Consider the following 25,283-nt stretch of genomic DNA (forward strand, 5'->3'; position numbering starts at 1 on the left):
GGTCGTGGCTCGCTATCTGCTCACCCGCGCCTGGCACTCGGCGTTGACGCTGCTGCTGTCGACGGTCGTGGTGTTCCTCGGGGTACGGGCGCTGCCCGGGGACCCGGCCCTCGCCCTCGCCGGCGAGGACCGGTCCCCGGAGGCGCTGGAGGCCATCCGCCACCACTACGGGCTCGACCAGCCGCTGCCGATCCAGTTCGGGCAGTACGTGGCGCGCGTCGTGCAGGGCGACTTCGGGGTGTCGATCCGGACCGGGATACCGGTCTCGTCGATGCTCGGCACCGCCCTGCCCGTCACCGTCGAGCTGTCCCTGCTGGCGATCGTCCTCGCCGCCGCGCTCGGCGTCGGGGCCGGGGTGCTCGCGGCGGTCCGCCGCGGGCGCCCCGCCGAGTGGCTGGCCAACGGGCTGGCCCTGATCGGCCTGTCGGTGCCGCACTTCTGGCTCGGACTGCTGGCGATCCTCTACCTCTCCGTGGCGGCGGGGCTCTTCCCGGCCTCCGGCTTCGTGCCCCTGCTCCAGGACCCGGTCGGCAACCTGCACCACATCGTCCTGCCGGCCGTCATCCTCGGCACCGGCCTCGCCGCCATCATCATGCGCCAGACCCGGTCGGCGATGCTGGAGGCGCTCTCCTCCGACCACGTCCGGACGGCGAAGGCGAAGGGCCTGCGGCCCCGGGCCGTCATCACCCGGCACGCCCTGCGCAACAGCCTCATCGTGGTGGTGACCATCGTGGGCCTGCAACTCGGTGGCCTGATCTCCGGCGCCGTCGTCACCGAGCAGATCTTCGGGCTGCCCGGCTTCGGCAAGATGACCATCGACGCGGTGTTCCAGCGGGACTATCCGGTGATCCAGGCGGTCGTCCTGCTCACCGCCACCGCGTACATCGTGATCAATTTCCTGGTGGACCTGCTCTACTCGGTCATCGATCCGCGCATCCGGGTGACGGGGGAGCCGGCATGACCGTCCTCACCGTACGGATGGCCGACGCCGCGCCCGCCGGCATCAGCCGGCGCGCCCGGGTCCTGCGGCGACTGCGCCGCAACCCGCTCGCGGTGGTGAGCTTCGTGGTGCTCGCGCTCGCGGCCGTCGTCGCCCTGCTGTCGCCGTGGATCGCGCCGCACGAGGTCCAGCAGACCGATTTCGCCCACACGTTCTCCCCACCCGGCACCCCCGGGCACCTGCTGGGCACCGACGACCTGGGCCGGGACGTCCTGTCCCGGATCATGCTGGGGGCGCGGGCCTCGCTGCAGGTCGCGCTCCTGGCGGTGGCCACCTCCCTGATCATCGGGGTGCCGCTCGGCCTGGCCGCCGGCTACTTCCGGTCCTGGGACGCGGTCATCTCGCGCTTCACCGACCTGCTGCTCGCCTTCCCGTTCCTGATCATGGCGGTGGGGTTGGCGGCCATCCGGGGCGCCAGCCTCACCAACGCGGCCGTCGCCGTCGGCATCGCCCAGATCCCCGGCGTGATCCGGGTGGTCCGCTCGGACACCCTGCGGCTCAAGTCGCTGGACTTCGTCGCCGCGGCCGTGGTGGACGGGGCCAGCGACCTCTGGGTGCTCGCCCGGCACATCCTGCCGAACGCGACGTCGGTGATCCTGGTGCAGGCCACCGTGGCGATCCCGGCCGCGATCCTGGGCGAGGCGGTGCTCTCCTTCCTCGGCCTCGGCATCCAGCCACCGGCCCCCAGCCTGGGCACCATGCTGGCCACCGCCCAGCAGTTCGCCGCCCGGGCGCCCTGGGCCGCGGTGCTGCCCGGCGTCGTCATCATGGGCCTGGCGCTGGCGTTCAACGTCTTCGGCGACGCCCTCCGGGACGCCCTCGACCCGAAGGGAGACCGGCGATGACCACGGTCGAACGGGCGGCCGCCTCCGCCGCCACCAGCGGATCGCCCGTCCTGGCGGTACGCGACCTGTCGGTCTCGTTCCGCACCGAGAGCGGGACGGTCTCGGCGGTGGACCGGGTGAGCCTGGATCTGGCAGCCGGCGAGATCGTCGGGATGGTGGGCGAGTCCGGCTGCGGCAAGAGCGTCACGGCGATGAGCATCGCCGGCCTGCTGCCGGACAGCGCGCGGGTCACCGGCTCCGTCCGGCTGGAGGGCGCCGAGCTGGTCGACGCCCGCGAGTCGGTGCTGCGCCGGGTGCGCGGCAAGGAGATCGCCTACATCTTCCAGGAGCCGATGACCTCGCTGAACCCGGTGCTCACCGTGGGCCGGCAGATCGGGGAGGTGCTGCAGGTCCACGAGCGGATGTCCCGCAAGGCGGCCCGGGCCCGCGCCGTCGAGCTGCTGTCGCTGGTCGGCATCCCGTCCGCCGCGACCCGCGTCGACACCTACCCGCACCAGCTCTCCGGCGGCATGCGCCAGCGCGTGATGATCGCGATGGCGGTGGCCTGCGGCCCGAAGGTGCTGGTCGCCGACGAACCCACCACCGCCCTGGACGTCACGGTCCAGGCCGGCATCCTGCAGGTGCTGCGCGACCTGCGGGACCGGCTCGGCACCACCATCCTCGTCATCACCCACGACCTCGGCGTGATCGCCGACATCGCCGACCGGGTCGTCGTCATGTACGCCGGGCGGGTGGTGGAACGGGCCCCGGTCATCGACCTGTTCGCCCAGCCCCGGCACCGGTACACCGCCGGGCTCCTGGCGGCCTCGCCCACCCCGGGCAGGCACGCCGGCACCGAGCGGCTCCAGGAGATCCCCGGCCTGGTGCCGGTGCTGTCCGCCCAGCCCGACGCCTGCACCTTCGCGGATCGCTGCCCCGCCGCCGACGAGCGGTGCCGGCAGGCCGTGCCCCCGCTCGACGCGGTCGGCGCCGCGGTGACCGACCACCTCGCGGCCTGCTGGCATCCGTGCCCGGCGCCGCGGCCGCAGCCCCAGGAGACGACCGGATGACGCCGCAACCGAACGCCCTCGAACTCGCCGACCTGGTGATGCACTTCGGGCCGGTACGGGCCGTGGACGGGGTGTCCCTCACCATCCCCACCGGCCGGGTCACCGCGCTGGTGGGGGAGAGCGGCTCGGGCAAGTCGACCGTGGGCCGCTGCGTGGTACGGCTCGAGAAGCCCACCGCCGGCACGGTCCGCATCGCCGGCACCGACGTCACCGGGCTGACCCGGCGACAGCTGCGCCGGCACCGCGGCGACGTGTCGATCGTCTTCCAGGACCCGGCCGGCTCGCTGGACCCGCGGATGCTGGTCGGCGAGATCGTGGCCGAGCCGCTGCGGCTCTCCGGCGCGCGGCTGAGCCGCCGCGACCGGGCGACCCGGGTCACCGAGGAGCTGGGCCGGGTCGGGCTGCGGGCCGAGGTCGCCCGCCGGTATCCGCACGAACTCTCCGGCGGGCAACGCCAGCGGGTCAGCATCGCCCGCGCGCTGATCTCCGAGCCGAAGCTGCTCATCGCCGACGAGCCCACCAGCGCCCTCGACGTGTCGGTGCAGGCGTCGGTGCTCAACCTCCTCGCCGACCTGCAACGCGACATCGGGTTCGCCTGCCTCTTCATCACCCACGACCTGTCCGCGGTCGAGTACCTGGCCGACGACATCGCCGTCATGTACCTCGGCCAACTGGTGGAGCAGGGCCCCCGCGAGCGGATCTTCGCCCGCCCGGCCCACCCCTACACCCAGGCGCTGCTGGCGGCCGCGCCGGTGGCCGACCCGGTACGCCAACGGCAGCGGCAACCGGTGCTGCTCGGCGACGACCTGCCGTCCGCGCTGGACCCGCCGTCGGGCTGCCGCTTCCGTACCCGGTGTCCGCTGGCCTTCGACCGGTGCGCCACCGAGGTGCCCGCCGAGGTGGCGTTCGGCGGCGGGATGGCCGCCTGCCACCTGGTCCAGCCCGACGGCACCCGGCCCGACGTCCGGGCCGCCGACCCGAGTGAGGTGTTGTCATGACGTTCACCACCAGGCCGACCCTGCGGGGAACCTTCGGGATGGTGTCCTCCACGCACTGGCTGGCCAGCCAGTCCGCGATGGGGATCCTCGAGCGCGGCGGGAACGCCTTCGACGCCGCGGTCGCCGCCGGGTTCGTCCTGCACGTGGTCGAACCCCACCTCAACGGGCCCGGCGGTGAGGTGCCGGCCATCGTGGCCACCGCGCAGGACCCGACCGCGAAGGTGCTCTGCGGGCAGGGGCCGGCGCCGGCCGGTGCCACCATCGGGCACTTCCGCTCCCTCGGGATGGACCTGATCCCCGGCTCCGGCCCGCTCGCCGCGGCCGTCCCCGGCGCCGTGGACGCCTGGCTGCTGCTGCTGCGCGACCACGGCACCTGTTCGCTGGAGGAGGTGCTGGAGCCGGCGATCGGCTACGCCGGCGCGGGCCACCCGCTGGTCGGCCGGGTCGGCGACACCGTGGCCGCCGTGCGGTCGCTCTTCGAGGAGCACTGGCCGACCTCCGCCCAGCTCTGGCTGCGCGGCGGCCGGCCGCCCGCGGCGGGGGAGCTGTTCACCAACCGGGCGTACGCGCAGACCCTGCGCCGCCTGGTCGACGCCGGCCGGGCGGCGGGCGCGGACCGGGAGGCGCAGATCGAGGCCGCCCGTCGCGCCTGGGGTGCGGGCTTCGTCGCCGAGGCGATCGACCGGTTCAGCCGGCAGCCCTTCCAGGACTCCAGCGGACGCCCGCACGCCGGCCTGGTCACCGGCGCGGACCTGGCCGCGTTCCGGGCCAGCTGGGAGGAGCCGGCCACCCTGGACTGGCGCGGCTGCACGGTGGCGAAGACCGGCTTCTGGGGCCAGGGCCCGGTGCTGTTGCAGACCCTGGCGATCCTCGACGCGCTCGACGACGCCGCGGTGTACGACCCGTCCACCGCGGCCGGGATCCACGCCCAGGCCGAAGCCCTCAAGCTCGCCTTCGCCGACCGGGAGGCCTGGTACGGCGACGGACCGGTGCCCGCGAAGGCGCTGCTCTCCGGCGAGTACGCCCGGGAGCGCGCCGGCCTGGTCGGGGAACGCGCGTCGGCGCAGCTGCGGCCGGGCCGCCCCGAGGGCGCCGAGCCGCGCCTGCCGGCGTACGTGCGGCGCGGCGCCGGCGACCGGGCCGACCCGGCGGACCCCACGACGGGCGAGCCGACGGTGCAGTCGGACGGGGTGACCCGGGGCGACACCTGTCACGTCGACGTGGTCGACCGCTGGGGCAACATGATCTCGGCGACCCCGAGCGGCGGCTGGCTGCAGAGCTCGCCCACCATTCCGGAGCTCGGCTTTCCCCTCGGCAGCCGGCTGCAGATGTGCTGGCTGGAGGAGGGGCTGGCCTCGTCGCTGGCGCCGGGACGCCGCCCGCGTACCACGCTGAGCCCGACCATGGTGCACCGCGACGGGAAGCCCGTCCTGGCGTTCGGCACGCCCGGTGGCGACCAGCAGGACCAGTGGCAACTGCTGTTCCTGCTGCGCCACCTGGTCGGCGGCCAGGACCTGCAGGAGGCGATCGACGCGCCGATGTGGCACACGCTCAGCCTGCCGGGCTCGTTCTACCCGCGCGACAGCGAACCCGGCGTGCTCGTGGCGGAGGACCGGCTGGACGGGGCGGTGCAGGCGGCGCTGCGCGCACGGGGGCACGAGGTGCGCCGCTCCGGCGCGTGGAGCCTGGGCCGGCTCTGCGCGGTGACCCGCGATCCGGGCACCGGCGTGCTGGCCGCCGGCGCGAACCCCCGAGGCATGCAGGGCTACGCCTGCGGCCGCTGACCCTCAGCGGGCCCCGTATCCGGCCTCGGCGTTCTCGAACGCGGCGGCGGAGGCGGCGTCGAGGTGGGCCAGCGCGGCCCGCTCGGCCCGGTCTCCGTCGCCGGATTCGATGGCGTCGACCAGTTGGATGTGCTCGGCCCACGAGTGCGGTGCCCGTTCCGCGGCGCCCAGCCGGAAGACCCACTGCACATGGAGGTAGAGCGCCTTGGCGATCGACAACAGCCACGGGTTGCCGCTGATTTCGAGGATCCGCAGGTGCAGGGCGCTGTTCAGCTCGGCGACGCGGGCCAGGTCCTGCCGCTGCGTCGCCTCGCGGCCCTGCTCCAGCAGGCCCCGCAGGGCGGCCACGTCCGCCGCCGTCGCCCGCTCGGCCGCCAGCCGGGCGGCCAGCGACTCCAGGCGCTGGCGGACGGCGAACATGTCCGCGACGGTCGCGGTGCTCGGGGAGGCGACCACCGCGCCGCGGCGGGGCAGGATCACCACGAAACCCTCCGCCTCGGCGACGCGCAACGCCTCCCGGACCGGGTTGCGGGAGACGGCGAAGTCCTCGGCGAGCCGATCCTCGGTCAGTCGTTCGCCGGGCAGGTAGTGGCCGTCGATGATGGCGGTCCGCAGGGCGGCGAGGACCTGGTCGCGTAGCGGCAGGTGTTGCGCGCCGAGCTTGCCTCGCAGGTCATCAGCCAACCTGACCGCCTCTCCGTGAACCCCGTCCAAGCAGAGCGTATACGAAGAACAATTTGCGGAGGACAGCCGACCGTGCCGAAAACACTGCCATCCGTCATGCGCCTGCGCGCCGCGGCGCCGGGAAGCCCGGACCTCGCCCGGCGGCGGCAGGCCCTCGTCGTCGTGCTCACCTTCCTGACCGGGAGCGCCGATGCCATCGGCTTCCTGGCCCTGGGCGGGGCCTTCTCCAGCGTCATGACGGGCAACATGGTCCTGCTCGGGCTCTCGGCGGGCCGCGGCGACGCCGACCTCGCCCTCACCTCCGGCTGCGCCATCCTCAGCTTCATCATCGGGGTCCTCGCCGGCGCCCGCCTGGCCGGCCCGGCGCAGCCGGACGACCCGGTCTGGCCCCGCCGGGTCACCCACACGCTGGTCCTGGAACTGCTGGTGTTCGTCGTCTTCCTCGTGGTCTGGGTGGTCACCCTGCCCAGCCGGTCGCCGCCGGTCGACCTGGGGCTGCTGATGCTGTCGGCGGCGGCGCTGGGCGTGCAGAGCAGCGCCATCCAGCGCTTCGGCGTGCCGGGCCTGTCCTCCACCTACCTGACCGGCACGCTCACCAGCCTGATCGCCGGGGTGGCCGCCCGCCGCCCCTGGCGACACCTGCGACCCAAGGCCCACGTCCTGCTCGCCCTGATCAGCGGCGCGGTGGTCGGCTCGTTGCTGGCCCGGCAACTGCCCGCCTGGTCGCCGGTGCTGCTGATCGCGCCGCTCGTGCTGGTCATCACCGTGTCGGCGCGGATGGCCGAACAGCCTGCCCGGCGGCTCGCGGAAGCGCCGGGCGGCCCGGCCGGTCCGCCCGCGCCCCCGGACCGGTCAGGAATCGAGAAGCACCGGCCGTACCACCGCACCTAGCGTGATCGCCATGACCGCCATCGAGTCCCTCACCCTCGAAGTCCCCGACCCCGCCGCCGCCACCGCCTTCTACACCGGCTTCGGCCTGACCGACCAGGTGCGGGTACGCGCCACCGAGGCGCCCACCTCCGGCTTCCGCGGGTTCGTGCTCTCGCTCGTGGTGTCCCAGCCCAGCACCGTCGACGCGCTCGTCGGCGCCGCCCTCGCCGGCGGGGCCACCGCGCTGAAGCCGGTCAAGAAGAGCTTCTGGGGGTACGGCGGCGTCGTGCAGGCCCCGGACGGGACGATCTGGAAGGTCGCGACGTCGGCGAAGAAGGACACCGGCCCCGCCACCCGGCGGATCGACGACCTCGTGCTGCTGCTCGGCGTGGCGGACGTGAAGGCGAGCAAGCAGTTCTACCTCGACCGCGGACTGGCCGTGGCGAAGAGCTTCGGCAGCAAGTACGTCGAGTTCGCCACCCCGGCGTCGTCGGTCAAGCTGGCGCTCTACGGGCGGCGCGCCGCCGCCAAGGACGCCGGCGTCTCCCCGGACGGCACCGGCTCGCACCGGCTCGTCATCGGCAGTGCCGCCGGACCCTTCACCGACCCGGACGGGTTCACCTGGGCGGCCTGAGGATCGCGGTCACCGGGGGCACCGGCCGGGTCGGCGGGCAGGTGGCGCGCCTGCTGGCCGCCGAGGGAGCACACGACGTCGTCGCGCTGTCCAGCCGCACCGCCCCGTACGACGACCCGGCCGCGCTGCGGGCCGCGCTGGCCGGGGTCGACACCCTGGTGTTCGTGTCCAGCGACGGCGAGGCCGCCCGGGTGATCGTCCACCACCAGAACGTGCTGGACGCGGCGACCGCGTCCGGCGTCCGGCACGTGGTGCTGCTCAGCGGCGTGGACGCGGACGTGGACTCCCCGTTCTGCTACGCGCACACCAACGGGCACACCGAGCGGCTGCTGCGCGCCTGCGGCCTGCCGTACTCGATCGCCCGCGCCGGCCTGTTCACCGAGTTCCTCGTCGGCCTGATCCGGCAGGTCGGCTCGCGCCACGGCGGGACGGTGGCGCTCCCGGCCGGGGCCGGCCGGGTCGCCCCCGTGGCCCGGGACGACGTGGCGGCCTGCCTGGCCGCCCTGGCGCTGCGCGAACCCACCAACGGCCACCACGACGTGACCGGGCCGGAGAGCCTGCCCGTCGAGGCGGTCGTCGCGGCCGCCGGATACCGGTACGCCGACACCACGCCGGCCGACTTCGCCGGCGCCCTGCTGCGGCACGGCGAGGAGCCGTGGTGGACCTACGCGTACGCCAGCATGTTCGCCTCCGTCCGGCAGGGCCGCTGGGCGGCGACCTCCGGCGCGGTGGCCGAGTTGACCGGCCGCGCCCCGGCCCCGCTGCGGGACGTGCTGGCCGCCGCGCGCACCGGTGGGCGGTGACCGGCGCCGTCCGCGCACACCCTCACCGGCCGTCGTAGAGGGCCTCGATGTCCGCGGCGCGCTGCTGCTGCACCGCCTCGCGTCGGACCTTCAACGTCGGGGTGAGCTCACCGTTGGCCTCGGTGAAGTCGTCGGGCAGGATCCGGAAGGCCTTGATCGCCTCGGCGTGGGAGACGGACCGGTTCGCCTGGTCGATCGCGCGCTGGACCTCGCCGCGCAGGGCGGGGTCCTCGCGCAACTGCGCCACCGAGGCGTGCGGGCGGCCGTGCGCGTCGCCCCACCGGGTCAACGCCTGCGGGTCGATGGTGACCAGCGCCCCCACGTACGGCCGGCCGTTGCCGGTCAGCATGGACTGGCTGACCAGCGGGTGCGCGCGGACCTGGTCCTCGATCGGGGCGGGGGCGATGTTCTTGCCCTCCGCGGTCACCAGGATCTCCTTGGTGCGTCCGGTGATCCGCAGGTAGCCGTCGTCGTCGAGGCTGCCGACGTCGCCGGTGCGGAACCAGCCGTCGGCGGTGAACGTCTCCCTGGTCGCGGCCGAATTGTTCCAGTAGCCCTGGAAGACGACGTCGCTGCGGACCAGGATCTCCCCGTCGTCGGCGATGGCCACCTCCACCCCGGGCAGCGGCCGGCCGACGGTGCCGATCCGCATGGCCGAGGGCCGGTTGGCCGTCAGCGCCGGGGAGGTCTCCGTCAGTCCGTAGCCTTCGAGGGCGGTGAGGCCGGCGCCCCGGAAGAAGTGCCCGAGCCGCTCACCGAGGGGCGCCCCGCCGACGACGGCGACCCGGCAGCGTCCGCCGAACGTGGCCCGCAACTTCCGGTAGACCAGCAGGTCCAGCAGGCCCCGCAGCAGCCGCAGGCCGGTGCCGGGTCCGGACGTCGTGTCCAGCGCGCGGCTGTACCGGGCCGCCACCCGGTCCGCGGCGGCGAACAGCCACCCCAGATGCCGGTCGGTGGCCTGCCGCCGCGCCTCGGTGTACGCCTTCTCGAAAACCCGCGGCACCGCGAGGACGAACGTCGGGCGGTACCGGCGCAGCTGCTGGAGCACGCCGCGCGGGTTCGGGCTGTGCACCATCGTGGCCCGGGTCCGCACCATGCCCACCTGGACCATCCGGGCGAACGCGTGGGCCAGCGGCAGGAAGAGCACCGTCGAGGCCGCCTGGTTGAACAGCTCGGGCAGCGCGGCGACCGCGTTGGCCACGTCGAGGTGGATGTTCCGGTGGGTCAGCACGCAGCCCTTCGGCCGCCCGGTCGTCCCGCTGGTGTAGACGATCGTCGCCGGGTCGGCGCCCGACACCGCGGCCCGCCGGCGTTGCACGGCGGCGTCGTCGACGGCCCGGCCGCGCTCCGCCAGCCGGACCAGGTCACCGGAGTCGATCCCCCACACCTCGCGCAGCTCCGGCAACCGGTCGCGGACGCCGGCCAGCAGCGCCGCGTGGTCGGCCGTCTCCACCACGCAGCCCACCGCGCCCGAGTCGGCGAGGATCCAGGCCAACTGCTCGGCGCTGGACGTGTCGTACACCGGGACGGTCACCGCGCCGACCGCCCAGAGCGCGTAGTCGACCAGGGTCCACTCGTAGCGGGTGCGGCTCATCAGCGCCACCCGGGCCCCGGGCTGCACGCCGGCGGCCAGCAGCCCGCGCGCCACCGCCAGCACGTCGTCGCGGAACTGCCGGCAGGTCACCACCGACGGGTCGGGGGAGGGGTGCGGCCAGCTCCGGGCGTCCGGGTCCGGGCGGCGGAACTGCACCGCCTCCGGGTCGCGCCGCGCGTTGTCCCACACCGCGTCGGCCAGCCCGAGGGCCTCCCCGCCGGTGATCTCCGGTGGCACGCTGACGGTGCGCCGCATCACGGACCCCGGTGCAGCGGTACGTCCCGGTCGGCCGGCGGCGTGGCCGGCCCGGTCACCCCGTCGTCGTAGCGCCTCACGTCCCACCTCCGCTCGCGGCCGCTGATCCCGGCCGTGGCGTACCCGGCCCGGCACCGGCCATGCGGGTCAACCGGGGTGCGGCCGCGGCAGCCGGCCGGTGGGACGTACCGGGCGGAAGGCGTGCCGGCGGTCAGTTCCGGGGCGGGAAGAGCATCCGGGCCAGCACGAGCATCATCGCCGCGAAGCCGCCGACCAGGGCCAGCCACGACCAGGCCCAGCCGACGGTGAGGCCCAGCACCACGAACGCGGCGATGGCGACCAGCCAGAGGGTGAGGGTGTAGATGCCGAACCGGGCGGCCGCGGCCGGGTCGGTGGTGAACCGGTCGCCGACGTCCTGGTGGGCGGCCTGGTGGTGGCGTACCCACGGCTTGTGCCGGTTGGTCTGGGTGGCCCCGAGGTAGGTGAACGCGACGGCCGCGGCCACCACGGCGAGCACCCCGCCGATCAGCCAGGGCAGCTCCGCCCCGGTCAGGTAGCGCCAGGCGGCGCCGGCGCCGGCGAGGGCGACGGTGGTGGCGGCCCCGTAGCCGGCGGCACGGCGGCCGGGCATCGGGTAGCTCATGGTGGTCTCCTGCCGCAGCGCGTCGGCCACGACGAGGCCGGCGGGCAGCGCGACGGCGGCGATCGCGGCGAGCCGCGCCGGGTCGGGCACCGCGACGTCGAGCGCGGCGAGCACGGGCACGGCGAGCGCGGCGACCGCGACGGCGGCGAGGACGACGGTGCGGACCAGGAACCCGGGCTTGGGCCGCACCCGGAGCCGGGCCCACGCGGAGGCCGGTGAGTCGGGCGCCGACGCCATCTCGTCGATCAGCGACCGGACGTCGCCCAACTCGGCCGTCGCGCGCTGCACGGCGGCGGCGGGGGAGAGGCCGGCCCGTTCGAGGTCGGCCACCCGGGCCACCAGGTTCGCCCGGATCTCCTCCTTCAGGTCCTGGACCTCGGGGGTCATCTCGACGTCCGCGAAGGCCTGGTCGAGGAGGCGGTGGAGGTCGGTCGCGGGGCTGCGGGTGGTGCCGTCCGAGGTGGTCATGACGATGCCTTTCCGGTGGTCCGGTGCCGGGACGTGGGTTGGTCGCCGAGGTCGAGCAGCGAGTCGATGAGGTCGCGGGTGACCACCCAGGCCGCGACGCTGCGCCGGTAGACGGCGTGGCCGGCGTCGGTGATCCGGTAGTACTTCCGCCGGCCACCCTGGGTCTCGTCACCCCAGTAGGCCTCGACGAGCCCGTCCTTGGCCAGGCGCCGGTAGCTCGCGTACAAGGTCGCTTCCTTGATCTCGTACGCCCCGCCGGTCGCCTCGCGGACCGTCTTGAAGATCTCGAACCCGTAGCTGTCGCCCCGGCGCAGGATCCCCAACACGATCGTGTCGGTGTGCCCGCGGAGCAGGTCGGCGGCGAAGGCGTCGCCGAGCAGGGCGGCGTCGCTATCGCTTCTCTCAAACATGACTAGTACTTTATCAGATCTAGTACTCGGTCAGCTATAGACGGCGGCGGCCGCCCTCCGCTCGGGAGGGCGGCCGCCGGCCGGAGGGCTCAGCCCAGCTTGGGTGTGGCCCGGGCGACGATCGCGGCGAAGTCCACGCCGGCCGGCAGGGTGCCGAAGGCCTGGCCGTGGTCGCCGCCGAGCCGGGAGGCGCAGAAGGCGTCGGCGACGGCCGGATGCCCGTACCGGACCAGCAGGGCGCCCTGCAGGACCAGGGCGAGCCGCTCGACGACCCGGCGGGCCCGCAGTTCGAGGTCGGCGTGGTCGGTCAGCTCGGCCCGCAGCTGACGCAGCGCGGCGTCCAGCCGCCGGTCGACGCCTTCCGCGGCGCCCACCTCGGTCTCGAAGGCCGCCATCACCTCGGGCTCCCGGGCCAGGGCGCGCAGCACGTCCAGCGCCGCCACGTTGCCGGAGCCCTCCCAGATCGAGTTCAGCGGCGACTCGCGGAACAGCCGGGGCAGGCCCGACTCCTCGACGTAACCGTTGCCGCCCAGGCATTCGAGGGCCTCGGCGGCGTGCCCCGGCCAGCGCTTGCAGACCCAGTACTTGCCGACGGCGAGGGCGAGCCGCTTGAACGCGGTCTCCCGGCCGTCCCCGCGCGCCGACCGGTCGGTGGCGCCGGCGAGCCGCATCATCAGCACCGTGGCGGCCTCGGACTCGACCGCGAGGTCGGCGAGGACGTTGCGCATCAGCGGCTGGTCGACCAGGTAGCGGCCGAAGGCCTGCCGGTGGATGGCGTGGTGGGCGGCGGTGATCACGCCCTGCCGCATCCCGGCCGCCGCGCCGATCACGCAGTCCAGCCGGGTCAGGTTGACCATGTCGATGATGGTGCGCACCCCCCGGCCCTCGTCCCCGACCCGCCAGGCGACCGCGTGCTCGTACTCGACCTCGGCGGAGGCGTTGGACCGGTTGCCGAGCTTGTCCTTCAGCCGCATCAGCCGCATCGGGTTGCGGGTGCCGTCGGGCAGCACCCGCGGGACGAGGAAACAGGTGAGCCCGCCCGGCGCCTGGGCCAGGGTCAGGAAGAGGTCGCACATCGGCGCCGAGGTGAACCACTTGTGCCCGACCAGCCGGTAGCTGCCGTCCGGCTCGGGGCGGGCGGTGGTGCTGTTGGCGCGTACGTCCGAGCCGCCCTGCTTCTCCGTCATCGACATGCCGGCCAGCAGTCCCCGCTTGCCCAGCGGCGCGCGCAGGCCGAAGTCGTACGTGGTGGCGGTCAGCAGCGGTTCGTACCGGGCGGCCAGGTCCGGGGCGTGCCGCAGCGCCGGCACGGCCGCGTAGGTCATCGAGATCGGGCAGCCGTGCCCGGCGTCGGGACGCCAGACGTAGAACTTGGCCGCGCGGGCCACGTGCGCGCCCGGCCGGTCGTCGGCCCAGGGCGCGGCGTGCAGGCCGTGCCCGACCGCGGTCCGCATCAGCTCGTGCCAGGCCGGGTGGAACTCCACCTCGTCCACGCGGTGGCCGAAGCGGTCGTGGGTACGCAGCACCGGCGGGTGCTCGTTGGCCAGCCGCCCCTGCTCGATCGCCGCCTCGCCGCCGCCGAGCCGGCCCAGCTCGTGCAGCTCGCCGGCGGCCCAGCCGGCGCCCTCGCGGTCCAGCCCGCTGAGCAGCGCCGGGTCGTCGGCCGCGTCGTAGCCGACCAGCGGGGGAACCTGGTTGCGGACCTCGTGTGTCGTCACGGCGTTACTCCCAGCGCGCGGTGGATGAAGGTGACCAGGTCGGGGATGGTGTCGGGGCCGGCGACCCCGGCGGCGAGGGGGCCGACCATGGCCTCGGCCAGGGCGCCGACCAGGGCGGTCGCGGTCAGCTCCGGGTCCTGCGGCGGCAGCTCGCCGCGGGCCACCCCGGCCGCGACGTAGCCGGCGATCAGGTCGGCGTACGCGCGGCGGAAGACCAGCCGCTCGGCGTCGACCGCCGGGTCGACCGGCTCGGCCAGCAGGGCGTACGCCAGGCGCGGTGCGCGCAGCGCGCGGCCGCAGAACGTCTCGGTCACGGCGGCCACCTGCGCGGCGGCGCTGCCCAGCGGCGCGGCGGCGCGGGCCACCGCGGCCACCTCCCGCCCGGAGGCGGTGCGGAACACCTCGGCGAACAGCTCGGCCTTGGTGGGGAAGTGGCGGTAGACGCTGCCGGTGGCGACCCCGGCCCGCTCGGCGACGGCGGCGACCGAGCAGCCGGCGTAGCCGTGCCCGGCCATGATCTCCAGCGCGGCGGTGATGATCCGCTCGCGGGAGGCGCTCAGTCGGGCCTTCACCCGCTCGGTGCTGCGGTACGGCACGAAAGAAGTGAACCACCGTTCACAGCTTGCTGGCAAGGCGGCCACGTCCCGTTCGGCGCCGCCTGCCGGGTTCCCCGCGGGGAATCGGTCACAGCTTGGCTGCGGTCCTTACTCCTGATCTTGGAGGCGCCCCGCCGATCGGGTAGCGTCCCCCGGCAACGCCGTCATTTGCACCAGCCCTGGCTGCGCGTTCGCCGGGGTCGAACGGAGGGACACTGCCGTGAAGGTCCGTAGCGCAGTCCGCAGGACTGGCCTCGTCGTGGCGATCGCCGCCCTCGCAATGAGCGCCGGATGCGCCAAGAAGGAGCAGGGCGAGGTCCAGGCCGACGGGGTCAAGCTCGTCGAGAAGGGCAAGCTCACCGTCTGCACCCACCTGCCGTACGCGCCGTTCCAGTCCAAGGACGCCAGCGGCAAGGTGATCGGCTTCGACGTCGAGCTCATGGACCTGGTCGCCAAGGACCTGGGCGTCGAGCAGACGATCATCGACACCCCGTTCGAGGGCATCAAGTCCGGCCAGGACCTCAACGCCGGCAAGTGCGACGCGGCGGCGGCCGGCATGACCATCACCGAGGAGCGGAAGAAGGTCATGGACTTCTCCGCCCCCTACTTCGACGCCACCCAGGCGCTGCTGGTCAAGACCGGCAAGCCGTACAAGTCGCTGGACGACCTCAAGGGCAAGAAGCTCGGCGTCCAGGCCGCGACCACCGGCCGCGACTACGCCAAGAAGTACGCCGACGAGAAGGGCCTGCAGCTCGTCGAGTTCGAGGACCTCGCCGCCGAGCAGCAGGCCCTCGCCAACGGCCAGATCGAGGCGGCCATCAACGACCTGCCGGTCTGGACCGAGTACATCAAGGAGCACCAGGGCGGCTTCGAGGTCGCGGCCGAGTTCGACACCGGCGAGCAGTACGGCTTCTCGGTGAAGAAGGACGGCAACCCGGAGCTGCTCAAGAAGATCAACGACGCGCTGGCCAAGGCCAAGCAGGACGGCACGTACGACACGATCTACGCCAAGTGGATCGGCAAGAAGCCGAACGCCTGACCGGTTTCCCGAGGGCGCGCCCGGCTGGGCGCGCCCTCCGCGCCGTCCACCCCGCACCCGCAAGGAGCGTCGAACCGTGAAGCTGCGCCGTCGCCAGCGAGAACGGCTGTCCCTCTGGCTCCAGTACCTGGCCTTCGTCGCGGTCATCGCCGTGGTGGTCCTCGCCGCGGACTGGGGCCGGCTGCGGGAGGCCTTCTTCCGCGTCGACATCATCGAGTCGATGTTCCCGACGGTGATCACCGTCGCGCTGCGCAACACCATCCTCTACACCCTGGGCGCGTTCGCCTTCGGCCTGGTCTTCGGCACCATCCTGGCGCTCATGCGGCTGTCCCGGGTCGCGCCCTACCGCTGGGTGGCCACCGCGTACATCGAGCTGTTCCGGGGCCTGCCCGCGCTGCTGGTGCTCTTCCTGGTCGGCTACGGCATCCCCATCGCCTTCCCGGAGCGGGAGATCCCCGGCGGGGTGTTCGGATCCATCTCGATCGGTCTCGGCCTGACCGCCGCGGCCTACATGGCCGAGACCATCCGGGCCGGCATCCAGGCCGTGCCGAAGGGGCAGATGGAGGCGGCCCGCACGCTGGGCATGTCGCACTTCACCGCGATGCGGACCATCGTCATCCCGCAGGCGTTCCGGATCGTGATCCCGCCGCTGACCAACGAGCTCATCCTGCTCACCAAGGACTCGTCGCTGGCCTACGTGCTCGGCGTCACGGCGCAGACCATCGAGGTCACCAAGTTCGGCCGCGACACCCTCAACGACCGGGTGAACGCCACCCCGCTGCTGGTGGCCGGCCTCACCTACCTGATCATCACGCTGCCCCTGTCCCAGCTGGTACGACGCCTCGAACTCCGCTACGCCAAGGCCCGGTGACCCTGATGACGACTTCCCCGTCCCGGCCCGCCGTCGAGATCCGTGACCTGCACAAGTCCTTCGGCCCGCTCGAGGTGCTCAAGGGCATCGACTTCGAGGTCGGGCACGGCGAGGTGGTCTGCGTGATCGGACCCTCCGGCTCCGGCAAGTCGACCCTGCTGCGCTGCGTCAACCTCCTCGAGGAGCCGACCGCCGGCAAGATCTGGGTCGACGGGACCGAGATGACCGACCCGGACGTCGAGATCGACGCGGTCCGGCGCGGCATCGGCATGGTCTTCCAGTCGTTCAACCTCTTCCCGCACCTGACCGTGCTGGACAACCTCACCATCGCCCAGCGCCGGGTGCTGCGCCGCGGCCGGGCCGAGGCCGAACGGGTCGCCCGGGCCAACCTGGCGCGGGTCGGCCTCACCGACAAGGCCGGCGCGTACCCGGCGCAGCTCTCCGGCGGCCAGCAGCAGCGGGCGGCGATCGCCCGGTCGCTGTCGATGGACCCGAAGCTGATGCTCTTCGACGAGCCGACCTCCGCGCTCGACCCGGAACTGGTCGGTGACGTGCTCACCGTCATGCGCCAACTCGCCGAGGAGGGCATGACCATGATGGTGGTCACCCACGAGATGGCGTTCGCCCGGGACGTCGCCGACCGGGTCGTGTTCATGGACGGCGGCGTGGTGGTCGAGCAGGGCCCGCCGCGCGAGGTGCTCGGCGCGCCCCGGCACGAGCGCACCCGCTCGTTCCTCTCCCGGGTGCTGGACCCGACCCACGTCGCGCAGCTCGACCCGCCCGGCCAGTCCGCCGAACCGCCCACCTCGCCCGGCCTGCCGGCCGACGACCGGCACCAGATCTGACCCACCCGACCGCCGGCGCAGCGCCGTGCCGCCCCGAATCAGTGCGGCGCGGCCGGGCGGCCGCGCAGGCGGTCCGCCAGGTCGCGGACGGCGGCGGCGAAGCGCGGGTCGTACTCGCTGGGCCAGTGCCCGACGATCGGCGGCGGCACCGTGTCGCTGGGTGGCACCACCACCCCGGTCGGATCCCGCAGCCGCCGGTCCACCGTGGCCGCCGGTCCGGTCACCGTGGCCGGCTCGCCCGGCCGGTGCGGGGAGAAGACCCAGCCGCCGATCGCGTCGGTGTCCCGCCACAGGTTGAGCCAGCGCCAGCCGACCCGCCGCCCCAGCTCGCCGAGCACCTCGTCGTGCACGTACGCGGGAAACCAGCGCGCGTACAGCCGGCGGATGGGGGCGCCGTAGGTCAGCAGGGCCACCCGGTCGGCGGCCTCCGGCGGTAGTTGCAACACGGCCGCGGCGAGCAGCATCGAGCCGTGGCTGTGCCCGGTCAGCAGCACCCCGTGGCCCTGCCCGGTCAGGTAGCTGATCCGCCGGCTGAGCTCCGGCACGGCCCGCTCCGCGTAGCAGGGCGGGGCGAACGGGTGCGCGGCGCGCGGCCAGAACGTGCCCACGTCCCACAGCACGCCGACGAAGCGGCGGAACTCCGGCGTCCGGTACGCGAAGAGACCGCCGACGATCAGGCCGAGCACCACGGCGGCGATGACGTAACTGCCGAGGAGCAGGCTGAAGTTGACCAGGTCGCCGGGGATCCGCGTCCAGCGCTCGATCAGGTCGCTGGGATACTCCCGGACCATGCCGAGGGTGCTGGTGGCCATCCCGACCCCGGCCAGCGCCGCGTAGCTGAGGGCCAGCGGCGTCAGCCACTCGGTGAACCGGGCCCGGGCGATCACCCGGCGCACCTGCTGCCGGCGCAGGTCCGACTCGGGCGGCGCGCCGGGGAAGTCGCGGGCGACGATCTCCCGCGCGGCGCGCCGGCGGGCCGGCCCGGACGCCACCGCCACCACCACGGCGGCCACCGCGGCCACCGTCACCGCCAGGAAGAACCCGAAGATCGCCCACTTGAAGGCCAGCGGCGGGCTGCTGGACAGCCGCTCGGCGGCCGAGGCACCCCGGTCCAGCAGGTCCGCCACCCGGTAGACCGCCTCGCCGGAGAAGGCGACCGCGAGCCCGGTGGCGACCGCGCCCATGACCGGGGCGCCGAGCGCCCGCAACCGGCTGCCCCCGGGCGCCCGGCCCCGGGCCCACCACACCGCCCCGGCGAGCACCACGAGCAGGACCGTCTGGCTCAGGAAGAGCAGACCCAGGATCGTCGGGTACGCGGGCAGACCGGTCGCGGCCGGCCAGGGCGCCGGCTCGACCGCCACCGCGACCAGCACCACCCCGGTGAGCACCAGCGCGGCCACCCGCAGGTCGCGTACGCTCCGGTCCAGGACCCGGCTCGGCCCGGTCCGGTCGATCAGCGGGTACGCGCAGACCAGCCCGACACAGACGGCCAGGAGCAGCCCGGTGAGCCCGGCCAGCGGCAGCGCCCAGGGCACCGCAGCCCGGCCGGCGATCCGGGCGGCGAGCAGCACCGCGTCCAGGGTGCCCAGGGCGGCGGCCACGTGCACCGCGCGCAGCCGGGCCACGATCGGCGCGGCGTCCCACTGGCCGACCGCGGCGAGCTGGTGCTCGCTCGAGGTGGTCAACGCGCCCCGGAACTCCGCGAACGTCCAGCCCGGCCGGGTGCCGAGCCGCCAGACCAGCGCGACCGCCGCGACCGGCACCAGCGCCAGCACCGCCAGCCGCAACCCCACCGGCCGTCCGCCCAGCCAGGACACCCAGCTCCGGCCGGCCACGCACCAGGGCGTGCCCATGCACCGCCAGGCGAGCAGGTCCAGCGCCACCTCCGCCACGGTGAGCACGTACAGCGCCGTGAGGGTCAACGCGAGCACCCGGCACAGGCCCTTCACCACGGCGGTGGACGCGTTTCCGCCGGCCGGGCGCATCCAGATCGCCATGTTGCAGAGCATGAACGGCAGCAGGAACACCAGCGACAGGGTGCGCACCGCCGTGCCCGACGGCAGGTCCCGCCACCGGTACGCCTCCAGGATCACCCCGCCCGCGCCCCGGGTGTCCGGGTAGCCGGGGCGGGGGCGGTAGAAGCCGCCGCTGCGGTCCCCGGCGACCTGCCGCACGTGCGGCCGGTCCAGCACCTGCTCCGCGCCGGCGCCGGAGACCCCGTGCACCCGCAGCTCGACGATCTCCGTCGGTGGGTCCGGCTGCGCTGGCGCGTCCGACATCGATCCCCCGCGTGGTGGTGGCACCGGTACCGCGAAGCCCGGTGGGGCGCGCACGGCGCGGCGGTCTACCCGTTCCGGGCCCGCTCACACGCCGCCGCCCGGCGGTGCCACGGCGGCCCGGCTCAGGGCCGGGCGTCGGGTCAGCGGGTGCGTACCACGGCCACCGGGCAGTGCGCGTGGTGCAGCACGGCGTGGCTGACCGAGCCGAGCAGCAGCCCGGCGAGGGCACCCCGGCCCTGCGCGCCGACCACCACGAGCTGCGCCGTCTTCGACTCCTCGACCAGCGCCCCGGCGGCCGAGCCGGACACCAGCCGCTGCCGCACCGGAAGGTCGGGGTGGCGGGCGGTGGACCCGGCGACGGACTCGGCGAGCAGCCGCTGCGCGTCCGCCGTCAGTGCGTCCAGGTCGTGCCCGAGCGGCACCAGGTCACCCGGGGCGACCGCCGTCGGGTAGCGCCAGGCGTGCACCGCCACCAGCGGCACACCGCGTCGGGCCGCCTCGTCGGCGGCCCACCGGAGCGCCTCGGCGGAGCACTCGGAGCCGTCCACGCCCACCACGACCGGGCCGTCGGCGCGCGGCTCGCCGCGCACGACCAGCACCGGGCACTGCGCGCGGGCGGACACCTGCACCGTGACCGAGCCCAGCAGCAGCCCGGCGAAGCCGCCGAGCCCGCGGTTGCCGAGCACCAGCAGGGCGCCCCGGCGGGCCTCGTCGAGCAGCACCGGGACCGGCGCACCGTCGACCACCGCGCCGGTGACCGGCAGGTCCGGTGCCACCCTGGCCGCCTCGGCCACCGCGTCCGCGACGTACCGCTCGGCCTGGTTGCGCAGCCCGCCGGTGGCCGGCCCGCCGGGGTGCGGGCCGAGCGGCACGTTCATCAACGGCCAGATGAACGCGTGCACGATCCGCAGCGGTAGCTGCCGCTGCGCCGCCTCGCGAGCGGCGCTGCGCACCGCGTCCAACGCGATCGTCGAACCGTCCACACCCACCACGACCGGGGTGCCGCTGTCGCTGGTCATCGCGAGCCACTCCTTTTCGTTTCCGCTCCGTCCGGCGCCACACCGACGGCCGGGCCGCCGCTGCCGGGCGTGGTCGCGTCCGGCCCGTCCGTGCCGGCGCGACCGGGCCGGGCCCGGGTCAGCCACAGCACCAGGCCGGGCAGCGTGCTCACCGCGGCGCAGGCCAGCAGTTCCGCCGCGCCCAGCGGTTCGGTGCCGAGCAGGCCGCGCAGCGGCGGCAGCAGCACGCCGGCCAGTTGCAGCAGCGCCGAGAGCGCCACCGCGGCCGGCAGGGCGAGGTTGCGCTCCGCCGAGCCGGGTGTCCGGGGCGCCCGGACCGCCAGCGCGACGCCGAGCTGGGCCAGGCCGAGCACTACGAAGACCACCGACTGCCAGGGGCGGTCCCAGTGGGCGGCGAGCGCTCCCGCGCCGAGCACCACGGCCGCGATCAGCCCGCCGGTGAGCAGTACGTCCCGGCCGAGCCCGGCGCCGAGCACCGACTCCTGCGGGGACCGGGGCGCCCGGCGCAGGAGGCCCGGCTCCGCCGGCTCCGCGCCCAGCGCCACTCCCGGCACCCCGTGGGTGAGCAGGTTGACCCAGAGGATCTGCGCCGGCAGCAGCGGCACGGCCAGCCCGAACAGCGGGCCGAGCAGCATCACCGCGATCTCCGCGACGCCACCGGACAGGGCGTAGCGCAGGAAGCGCCGGATGTTGGCGTAGATCCGGCGGCCCTCGCCGATCGCGGTCGCCACGGTGTTCAGGTCGTCGTCGACCAGCACCAGGTCGGCGGCCTGCCGGGCCACCTCGCTGCCGCCGCCCATGGCCACCCCGATGTCGGCACGGCGCAGCGCCGGGGCGTCGTTGACGCCGTCGCCGGTCATCGCCACCACGTGCCCCTGGGACTGCAACCCGGCGATGATGTCGAGCTTCTGCTCCGGCTGGGTCCGCGCGTACACCCGGGTGTGCGGGTGCGCCCGCGCCAGGTCGCCGTCGTCGCCGCAGGCCAACGGCTCGCCCTCGCGCCAGAGGCCCAGCTGGCCGCCGATCGCGGTGGCGGTGGCCGGGTGGTCGCCGGTGATCAGCACCAGGCGTACGCCGGCCGCGTCGAAGCTGCCGGCCACGTCGGTGGCGCCGGCGCGCAGCGGGTCGGCGATCGCCACCAGCCCGACGGGGTGCAGCCCGGTCGGCCGGGCCGGGTCGGCCGGCGGGGCGTCCCGTACGCCGGAGGCGACCGCGAGCACCCGCAGGCCCTCGCCGGCCAGCCGGCGCGCGGCGGCGATCAGCTCGGCGATCTCCGCGTCCGGGGCGTCGACCAGCGGCGCGCGCAGCACGTTCTCCGGCGCACCCTTGCAGGCCACCAGGTAGCGGCCGTCGCACGCCCGGTGCACGGTGGTCATCCGGCGTAGGTCCTGGTCGAACGGGTGCTCGGCGACCCGCGGCCAGGCGGTCCGGGTCTGCTCCGGGTCCAGGCCGCAGCGGGCGGCGAACGCCACCAGCGCCGCTTCGAGCGGGTCGCCGACGGCGGCCCAGTCCGGCCGTTCGCCGGTGGGCGGGGAGAGCGTGGCGTCGTTGCAGAGCAGTCCGGCCCGCGCGAGCCGGCGCAGCTCCTCCGGTACGGCCACCGGCTCGCCGTGCCGCCGCACGGCGCCCTCCGGCTGGTATCCGTGGCCGGTGACCCCGTACCGGCTGCCGTCCGGGGTGATCGCGTGCTGGACCGCCATCCGGCCCTCGGTGAGCGTCCCGGTCTTGTCGGAGGCGATCACCGTCACCGAGCCGAGCGTCTCCACGGCGTGCAGCCGTCGGGGAATGGCCCGCGCCCCGGCCATCCGCCGGGCGCCGAGGGCCAGCGCGAGGGTGACCACGGCCGGCAACGACTCGGGCACCGCCGCCACCACCAGGCTGACCGCGGTGACCGCCATGTCGACCACCGGCCGGCCGCCGGCCACGCCGATGATGAACACCAGGGCGGAGAGCACCACGGCGGCCAGGCCGAGGACCCGGCCGAGGGCGGCCAGCCGGCGTTGCAGCGGAGTGGCGGCGGGCCGGGTGGCGGAGACCAGCGCGGTGATCCGGCCGAGCGCGCTCGCCGCGCCGGTACGCGCCACGGTGCCGGTGGCCCGGCCGGTGGTGACCACCGTGCCGGCGCTGGCCTCGTCGCCGGCGTCCCGGGCGACCGGCACCGACTCGCCGGTCAGCGCCGACTCGTCGAGGTGCAGCCGGGCGGCCTCGGCGAGCAGCAGGTCGGCCGGGACCACGTCGCCGGCCTCGACGCGGACCAGGTCGCCCCGGACCAGATCGGCGGCGGGCAGGACGAGGTCCCGGCCGTCGCGGACCACCCGGGCGGTCGGCGCGGCGAGCCGGTCCAGCGCGGCGATCGCCCGGTCCGCGCGAACCTCCTGCACCACGCCGATCACGGTGTTGACCAGCACGACCAGCAGGATCACCGCGGTGTCCGGGTAGTCCCGCAGCACCGTGGTCACCACGGCGGCAGCCAGCAGCAGCGCGACCAGCGGGTCGGTGAGCTGACGCAGGATCCGGGTGGCCAGGTGCCGGCGCTGCGGGGCGGCCGTGCTGTTCGGGCCGTCGGCGCTCAACCGGTCCGCCGCCTCCGCCGAGCTGAGGCCGGCCCCGGCGCCCGCCAGGTCGACGCCGGGCGTGGGGTCGGCTACGACCTCGGTCGCACCGGTCACCGGCCGTCCCACCATCGCGCTGTACCCCTTCCCGGCCCTGCCGCTCTGGCCTGCCCGCACCTTTCATGGTGGTTCATCCGCCCCCGGGGCGACCAGTGAAGATCAGCACAGCCGGCCGGGCCGTTGGTCCCTTGCGCCGGCGGCTCCGGCCTGCGCCGCCGGCTCAGCGGGTCTGGCCTGGGTAACCACGGGCACCGGCCGGCGCAGGCCGGCTCAGCGGGAGGTGAGCGTCTGCTCCGCGTACGCCCAGAGCCGGTCGGCGGCGGCCGGGTCCACGGCGTGGGCGGCCACCCCGCCGGTCGCCTCCGCTCCGCCCGCCACCACCTCGGCCTCCTGGTTGTCGTCGAAGTACCGGCCGGTGACCCCGTCCAGCAGCGGCGAGGCGGCCAGCAGCACCGAGGTCGCCGCGCCCTGGGCGGGAGTCTTGTAGTACGGCGGGTCGACCCGGTTGCCGGCCTCGTCCATCGCCCCGAACGCGCGCAGCGTCGCGGCGTCCATGTGCCGTTGCAGGTTGGTGGTGATGTAGCCGGGGTTGAGCGCGTTGGCGGTGATCCCGTCCCCGGCCCAGTGCCGGGCGATGCCCACCGCGAGCAGGACGCCGGCGGTCTTGGACCGGCCGTACGCCGCCCACGGGTCGTACGGCTGTCGCGCGAACTGCGGGTCGTCGAAGTCGAATGCCTCGCGCAGGTGCGCCCCGGAGCTGACCACGACCACCCGGGCGGCACCGGCGGCGCGCAGGTTGTCGTGCAGGCCGCGGACGAGCGCGAAGTGGCCGAGGTAGTTCGTCGCCAGTTGCAGTTCCCAGCCGGCGTCGGTGAGCCGCCGGTCGGGCAGTGCCATGATCCCGGCGTTGGCGACCAGGGCGTGCAGCGGGCCCTGCCAGTCGGCGACGAACGCGTCGACCGAGGCCAGGTCGGCCAGGTCGAGGGCGGCCGCCCGGACGCTGCCCGGGCCGGGGCCGGCGAACTCGGCCACCAGGTCTGCGGCGTGGCCGGGGTCGCGGGTGGCCACGGTGACCTCGGCGCCGGCGCCGGCCAGGGCACGGACGGTCTCCCGGCCGATGCCGGAGGCGCCCCCGGTGACGATCATGCGGCGCCCGGTCAGGTCGACGCCGGCCAGGATCTCGGCGGCGGAGGTGCGGGCGTGGAACGGTGTGGTGAGGCGGGCGGTAGCTGTCATGACCCTTACGCTACGGAGCGTGACCCTGGACTGCCTGTAGTTCGCAGTCCGGCATTCTTGAGCGACCGTCCGACGGGAGGCCTGCCGTGGATCCGCTGGCGGACGTGCTCGCGCTGCTCGGCACGACCGGTCACGTCTCCGCCACGCTGGCCGCGGGCGGCCGGTGGGCCGTCCGGTTCCCGCCGCCGGCCGGGATCAAGTTCAACGCCGTGCGGCGGGGCCACTGCCGGCTGCGGGTGGACGGCGTGGCCGCGCCGATCGACCTGGCCGAGGGGGACTGCTACCTGCTGACCCGGCCGGTGTCGTACGTCCTGGCCGGCGCGGCCGAGCTGCCGCCGGAACCGGCCGAGCCGATCTTCACGGCGGCGACGGGCGGCCTGGCCCGGGCCGGCACCGGCGACGAGGTGCTCCTCGTCGGCGCCGCGTTCACCTTCACCGCCCGCGCCCGCGACCTGCTGCTGGACAGCCTGCCGCCGGTCATCCACGTGCCCGCCGCGCTGCCCGAGGCGGCGGCCCTGCACCGGTCGGTGGTGGAGATCGACACCGAGCTGCGGCAGGCCCGCGCCGGAGCCACCCTCGTCGCCGAGCACCTGGCCCTGGTCATGCTGATCCGGATCCTGCGCCTGCACCTGGACCGGGGACGCCCCACGGGGTGGCTGGCCGGGCTGGCCGACCCGGTGGTCGGTCCGGCGCTGCGGGCGATGCACGCGCGCCCGGCGCAGCGGTGGACGGTGGCGCAGCTGGCCGGCGTCGCGGCGGTCTCCCGCTCCACCCTGGCCGCGCGGTTCCGGGCCGTGGTGGGCCGGGGGCCGCTGGACTACCTCACCGCGTGGCGGGTCGAACTGGCCGCCGCGCGCATCCGGCGGGGCGGGGACACCCTGGCGACCATCGCCCGGGAGGTCGGGTACGGGTCGGAGAGCGCGCTCAGCGTCGCCTTCAAGCGCGTCACCGGCCGCAGCCCGGGCGCCTACCGGCAGTCCGCGCGCCCCGGTGACCGTTACCCTGCCTGAGAGAGTGTTGTGATACCTGGA

At 74.9% G+C, this 25,283-nt stretch carries 22 protein-coding genes; 12 read left to right on the plus strand and 10 right to left on the minus strand.

All coding sequences use genetic code 11. The features are described from left to right. The first annotated feature begins 4 nt into the window (after positions 1-4). The 5 genes from LQ51_RS18605 to LQ51_RS18625 are packed head-to-tail and all read left to right on the plus strand — an operon-like array spanning position 5 to position 5,676. Positions 5-961, plus strand: a complete 957-nt coding sequence (locus tag LQ51_RS18605; protein ID WP_046567466.1) for an ABC transporter permease — start codon at positions 5-7, stop codon at positions 959-961. Further along, complete coding sequence (locus LQ51_RS18610) at positions 958-1,845, plus strand: ABC transporter permease (protein ID WP_052744958.1); 888 nt, start codon at positions 958-960, stop codon at positions 1,843-1,845. The genes LQ51_RS18605 and LQ51_RS18610 overlap by 4 nt, the downstream gene beginning before the upstream one ends. Next, positions 1,842-2,894, plus strand: a complete 1,053-nt coding sequence (locus tag LQ51_RS18615; protein WP_046567467.1) for an ABC transporter ATP-binding protein — start codon at positions 1,842-1,844, stop codon at positions 2,892-2,894. The genes LQ51_RS18610 and LQ51_RS18615 overlap by 4 nt, the downstream gene beginning before the upstream one ends. Further along, positions 2,891-3,892: an ABC transporter ATP-binding protein gene (locus LQ51_RS18620; protein ID WP_046567493.1), complete on the plus strand. Its 1,002-nt coding sequence runs from the start codon at positions 2,891-2,893 to the stop codon at positions 3,890-3,892. The genes LQ51_RS18615 and LQ51_RS18620 overlap by 4 nt, the downstream gene beginning before the upstream one ends. Then, positions 3,889-5,676, plus strand: coding sequence for a gamma-glutamyltransferase family protein (locus tag LQ51_RS18625; RefSeq protein WP_046567469.1), 1,788 nt, complete (start codon positions 3,889-3,891; stop codon positions 5,674-5,676). Before LQ51_RS18620 ends, LQ51_RS18625 begins: the two co-directional genes overlap by 4 nt. A 3-nt stretch (positions 5,677-5,679) precedes the next feature. Here the strand turns inward: LQ51_RS18625 and LQ51_RS33440 are convergent, their stop codons facing one another. Beyond that, positions 5,680-6,360: a GntR family transcriptional regulator gene (locus tag LQ51_RS33440; RefSeq protein ID WP_052744959.1), complete on the minus strand. Its 681-nt coding sequence runs from the start codon at positions 6,358-6,360 to the stop codon at positions 5,680-5,682. A gap of 96 nt (positions 6,361-6,456) precedes the next feature. Between LQ51_RS33440 and LQ51_RS18635 the strand changes: the two genes are divergently transcribed. From LQ51_RS18635 to LQ51_RS31375, 3 genes are read left to right on the plus strand one after another with little or no spacing between them, the layout of a single operon-like run. Next, positions 6,457-7,251 (plus strand): YoaK family protein, encoded by a 795-nt coding sequence (locus LQ51_RS18635; RefSeq protein ID WP_052744960.1) that lies wholly within the window; start codon positions 6,457-6,459, stop codon positions 7,249-7,251. A 10-nt stretch (positions 7,252-7,261) separates the two neighbouring features. Further along, the gene (locus LQ51_RS18640) at positions 7,262-7,864 is read left to right on the plus strand and encodes a VOC family protein (RefSeq protein ID WP_046567496.1); all 603 of its coding nucleotides are present in this window, start codon (positions 7,262-7,264) and stop codon (positions 7,862-7,864) included. Between the two features lie 2 nt (positions 7,865-7,866). After that, positions 7,867-8,667 carry an NAD(P)H-binding protein gene (locus LQ51_RS31375; protein WP_255352241.1) on the plus strand — a complete coding sequence of 267 codons (801 nt, stop codon included), beginning with the start codon at positions 7,867-7,869 and terminating at the stop codon, positions 8,665-8,667. A 22-nt stretch (positions 8,668-8,689) separates the two neighbouring features. Here LQ51_RS31375 and LQ51_RS18650 read toward each other — a convergent pair whose 3' ends face one another. From LQ51_RS18650 to LQ51_RS34390, 5 genes are all read right to left on the minus strand, one after another. Then, positions 8,690-10,516, minus strand: coding sequence for an AMP-dependent synthetase/ligase (locus LQ51_RS18650; protein ID WP_046567470.1), 1,827 nt, complete (start codon positions 10,514-10,516; stop codon positions 8,690-8,692). 211 nt (positions 10,517-10,727) lie between these two features. Further along, a complete protein-coding gene (locus tag LQ51_RS18655; RefSeq protein ID WP_046567472.1) occupies positions 10,728-11,627 on the minus strand; it encodes a permease prefix domain 1-containing protein in 900 nt (299 codons plus the stop codon). Further along, the gene (locus LQ51_RS18660; RefSeq protein WP_046567473.1) at positions 11,624-12,037 is read right to left on the minus strand and encodes a PadR family transcriptional regulator; all 414 of its coding nucleotides are present in this window, start codon (positions 12,035-12,037) and stop codon (positions 11,624-11,626) included. The genes LQ51_RS18655 and LQ51_RS18660 overlap by 4 nt, the downstream gene beginning before the upstream one ends. An 89-nt stretch (positions 12,038-12,126) precedes the next feature. Then, positions 12,127-13,755: an acyl-CoA dehydrogenase family protein gene (locus tag LQ51_RS18665; RefSeq protein ID WP_046567475.1), complete on the minus strand. Its 1,629-nt coding sequence runs from the start codon at positions 13,753-13,755 to the stop codon at positions 12,127-12,129. Beyond that, positions 13,752-14,351, minus strand: a complete 600-nt coding sequence (locus LQ51_RS34390; RefSeq protein WP_046567476.1) for a TetR/AcrR family transcriptional regulator — start codon at positions 14,349-14,351, stop codon at positions 13,752-13,754. The genes LQ51_RS18665 and LQ51_RS34390 overlap by 4 nt, the downstream gene beginning before the upstream one ends. A 220-nt stretch (positions 14,352-14,571) precedes the next feature. On the opposite strand from LQ51_RS34390, the gene LQ51_RS18675 reads away from it, so the two are divergent. The 3 genes from LQ51_RS18675 to LQ51_RS18685 all read left to right on the plus strand — a co-directional run bounded on the left by LQ51_RS18675 (position 14,572) and on the right by LQ51_RS18685 (position 17,106). Then, positions 14,572-15,390, plus strand: a complete 819-nt coding sequence (locus tag LQ51_RS18675) for a basic amino acid ABC transporter substrate-binding protein (RefSeq protein WP_082159518.1) — start codon at positions 14,572-14,574, stop codon at positions 15,388-15,390. Between the two features lie 76 nt (positions 15,391-15,466). Next, the gene (locus LQ51_RS18680; RefSeq protein ID WP_046567477.1) at positions 15,467-16,261 is read left to right on the plus strand and encodes an amino acid ABC transporter permease; all 795 of its coding nucleotides are present in this window, start codon (positions 15,467-15,469) and stop codon (positions 16,259-16,261) included. Positions 16,262-16,266: 5 nt separating this feature from the next. Further along, entirely contained in the window at positions 16,267-17,106 is an 840-nt protein-coding gene (locus LQ51_RS18685; RefSeq protein WP_046567502.1) for an amino acid ABC transporter ATP-binding protein, read from the plus strand. A 38-nt stretch (positions 17,107-17,144) separates the two neighbouring features. On the opposite strand, the gene LQ51_RS18690 is transcribed toward LQ51_RS18685, so the two are convergent. From LQ51_RS18690 to LQ51_RS18705, 4 genes are all read right to left on the minus strand, one after another. Beyond that, a complete protein-coding gene (locus LQ51_RS18690) occupies positions 17,145-19,385 on the minus strand; it encodes a hypothetical protein (RefSeq protein ID WP_046567479.1) in 2,241 nt (746 codons plus the stop codon). Positions 19,386-19,525: 140 nt separating this feature from the next. Further along, a complete protein-coding gene (locus LQ51_RS18695) occupies positions 19,526-20,404 on the minus strand; it encodes a universal stress protein (RefSeq protein ID WP_046567480.1) in 879 nt (292 codons plus the stop codon). After that, a complete protein-coding gene (locus LQ51_RS18700) occupies positions 20,401-23,088 on the minus strand; it encodes a cation-translocating P-type ATPase (protein WP_082159519.1) in 2,688 nt (895 codons plus the stop codon). The genes LQ51_RS18695 and LQ51_RS18700 overlap by 4 nt, the downstream gene beginning before the upstream one ends. 198 nt (positions 23,089-23,286) lie before the next feature. Beyond that, a complete protein-coding gene (locus LQ51_RS18705; protein WP_046567481.1) occupies positions 23,287-24,252 on the minus strand; it encodes an SDR family NAD(P)-dependent oxidoreductase in 966 nt (321 codons plus the stop codon). Positions 24,253-24,338: 86 nt separating this feature from the next. Between LQ51_RS18705 and LQ51_RS18710 the strand changes: the two genes are divergently transcribed. Then, on the plus strand, positions 24,339-25,262 hold the full coding sequence (locus LQ51_RS18710; protein ID WP_046567483.1) for an AraC family transcriptional regulator: 924 nt from the start codon (positions 24,339-24,341) through the stop codon (positions 25,260-25,262). The last annotated feature ends 21 nt before the right edge of the window (positions 25,263-25,283 follow it).

Source organism: Micromonospora sp. HK10 (genome assembly GCF_000982955.1).
In the GTDB taxonomy this organism is placed as follows: domain Bacteria; phylum Actinomycetota; class Actinomycetes; order Mycobacteriales; family Micromonosporaceae; genus Micromonospora.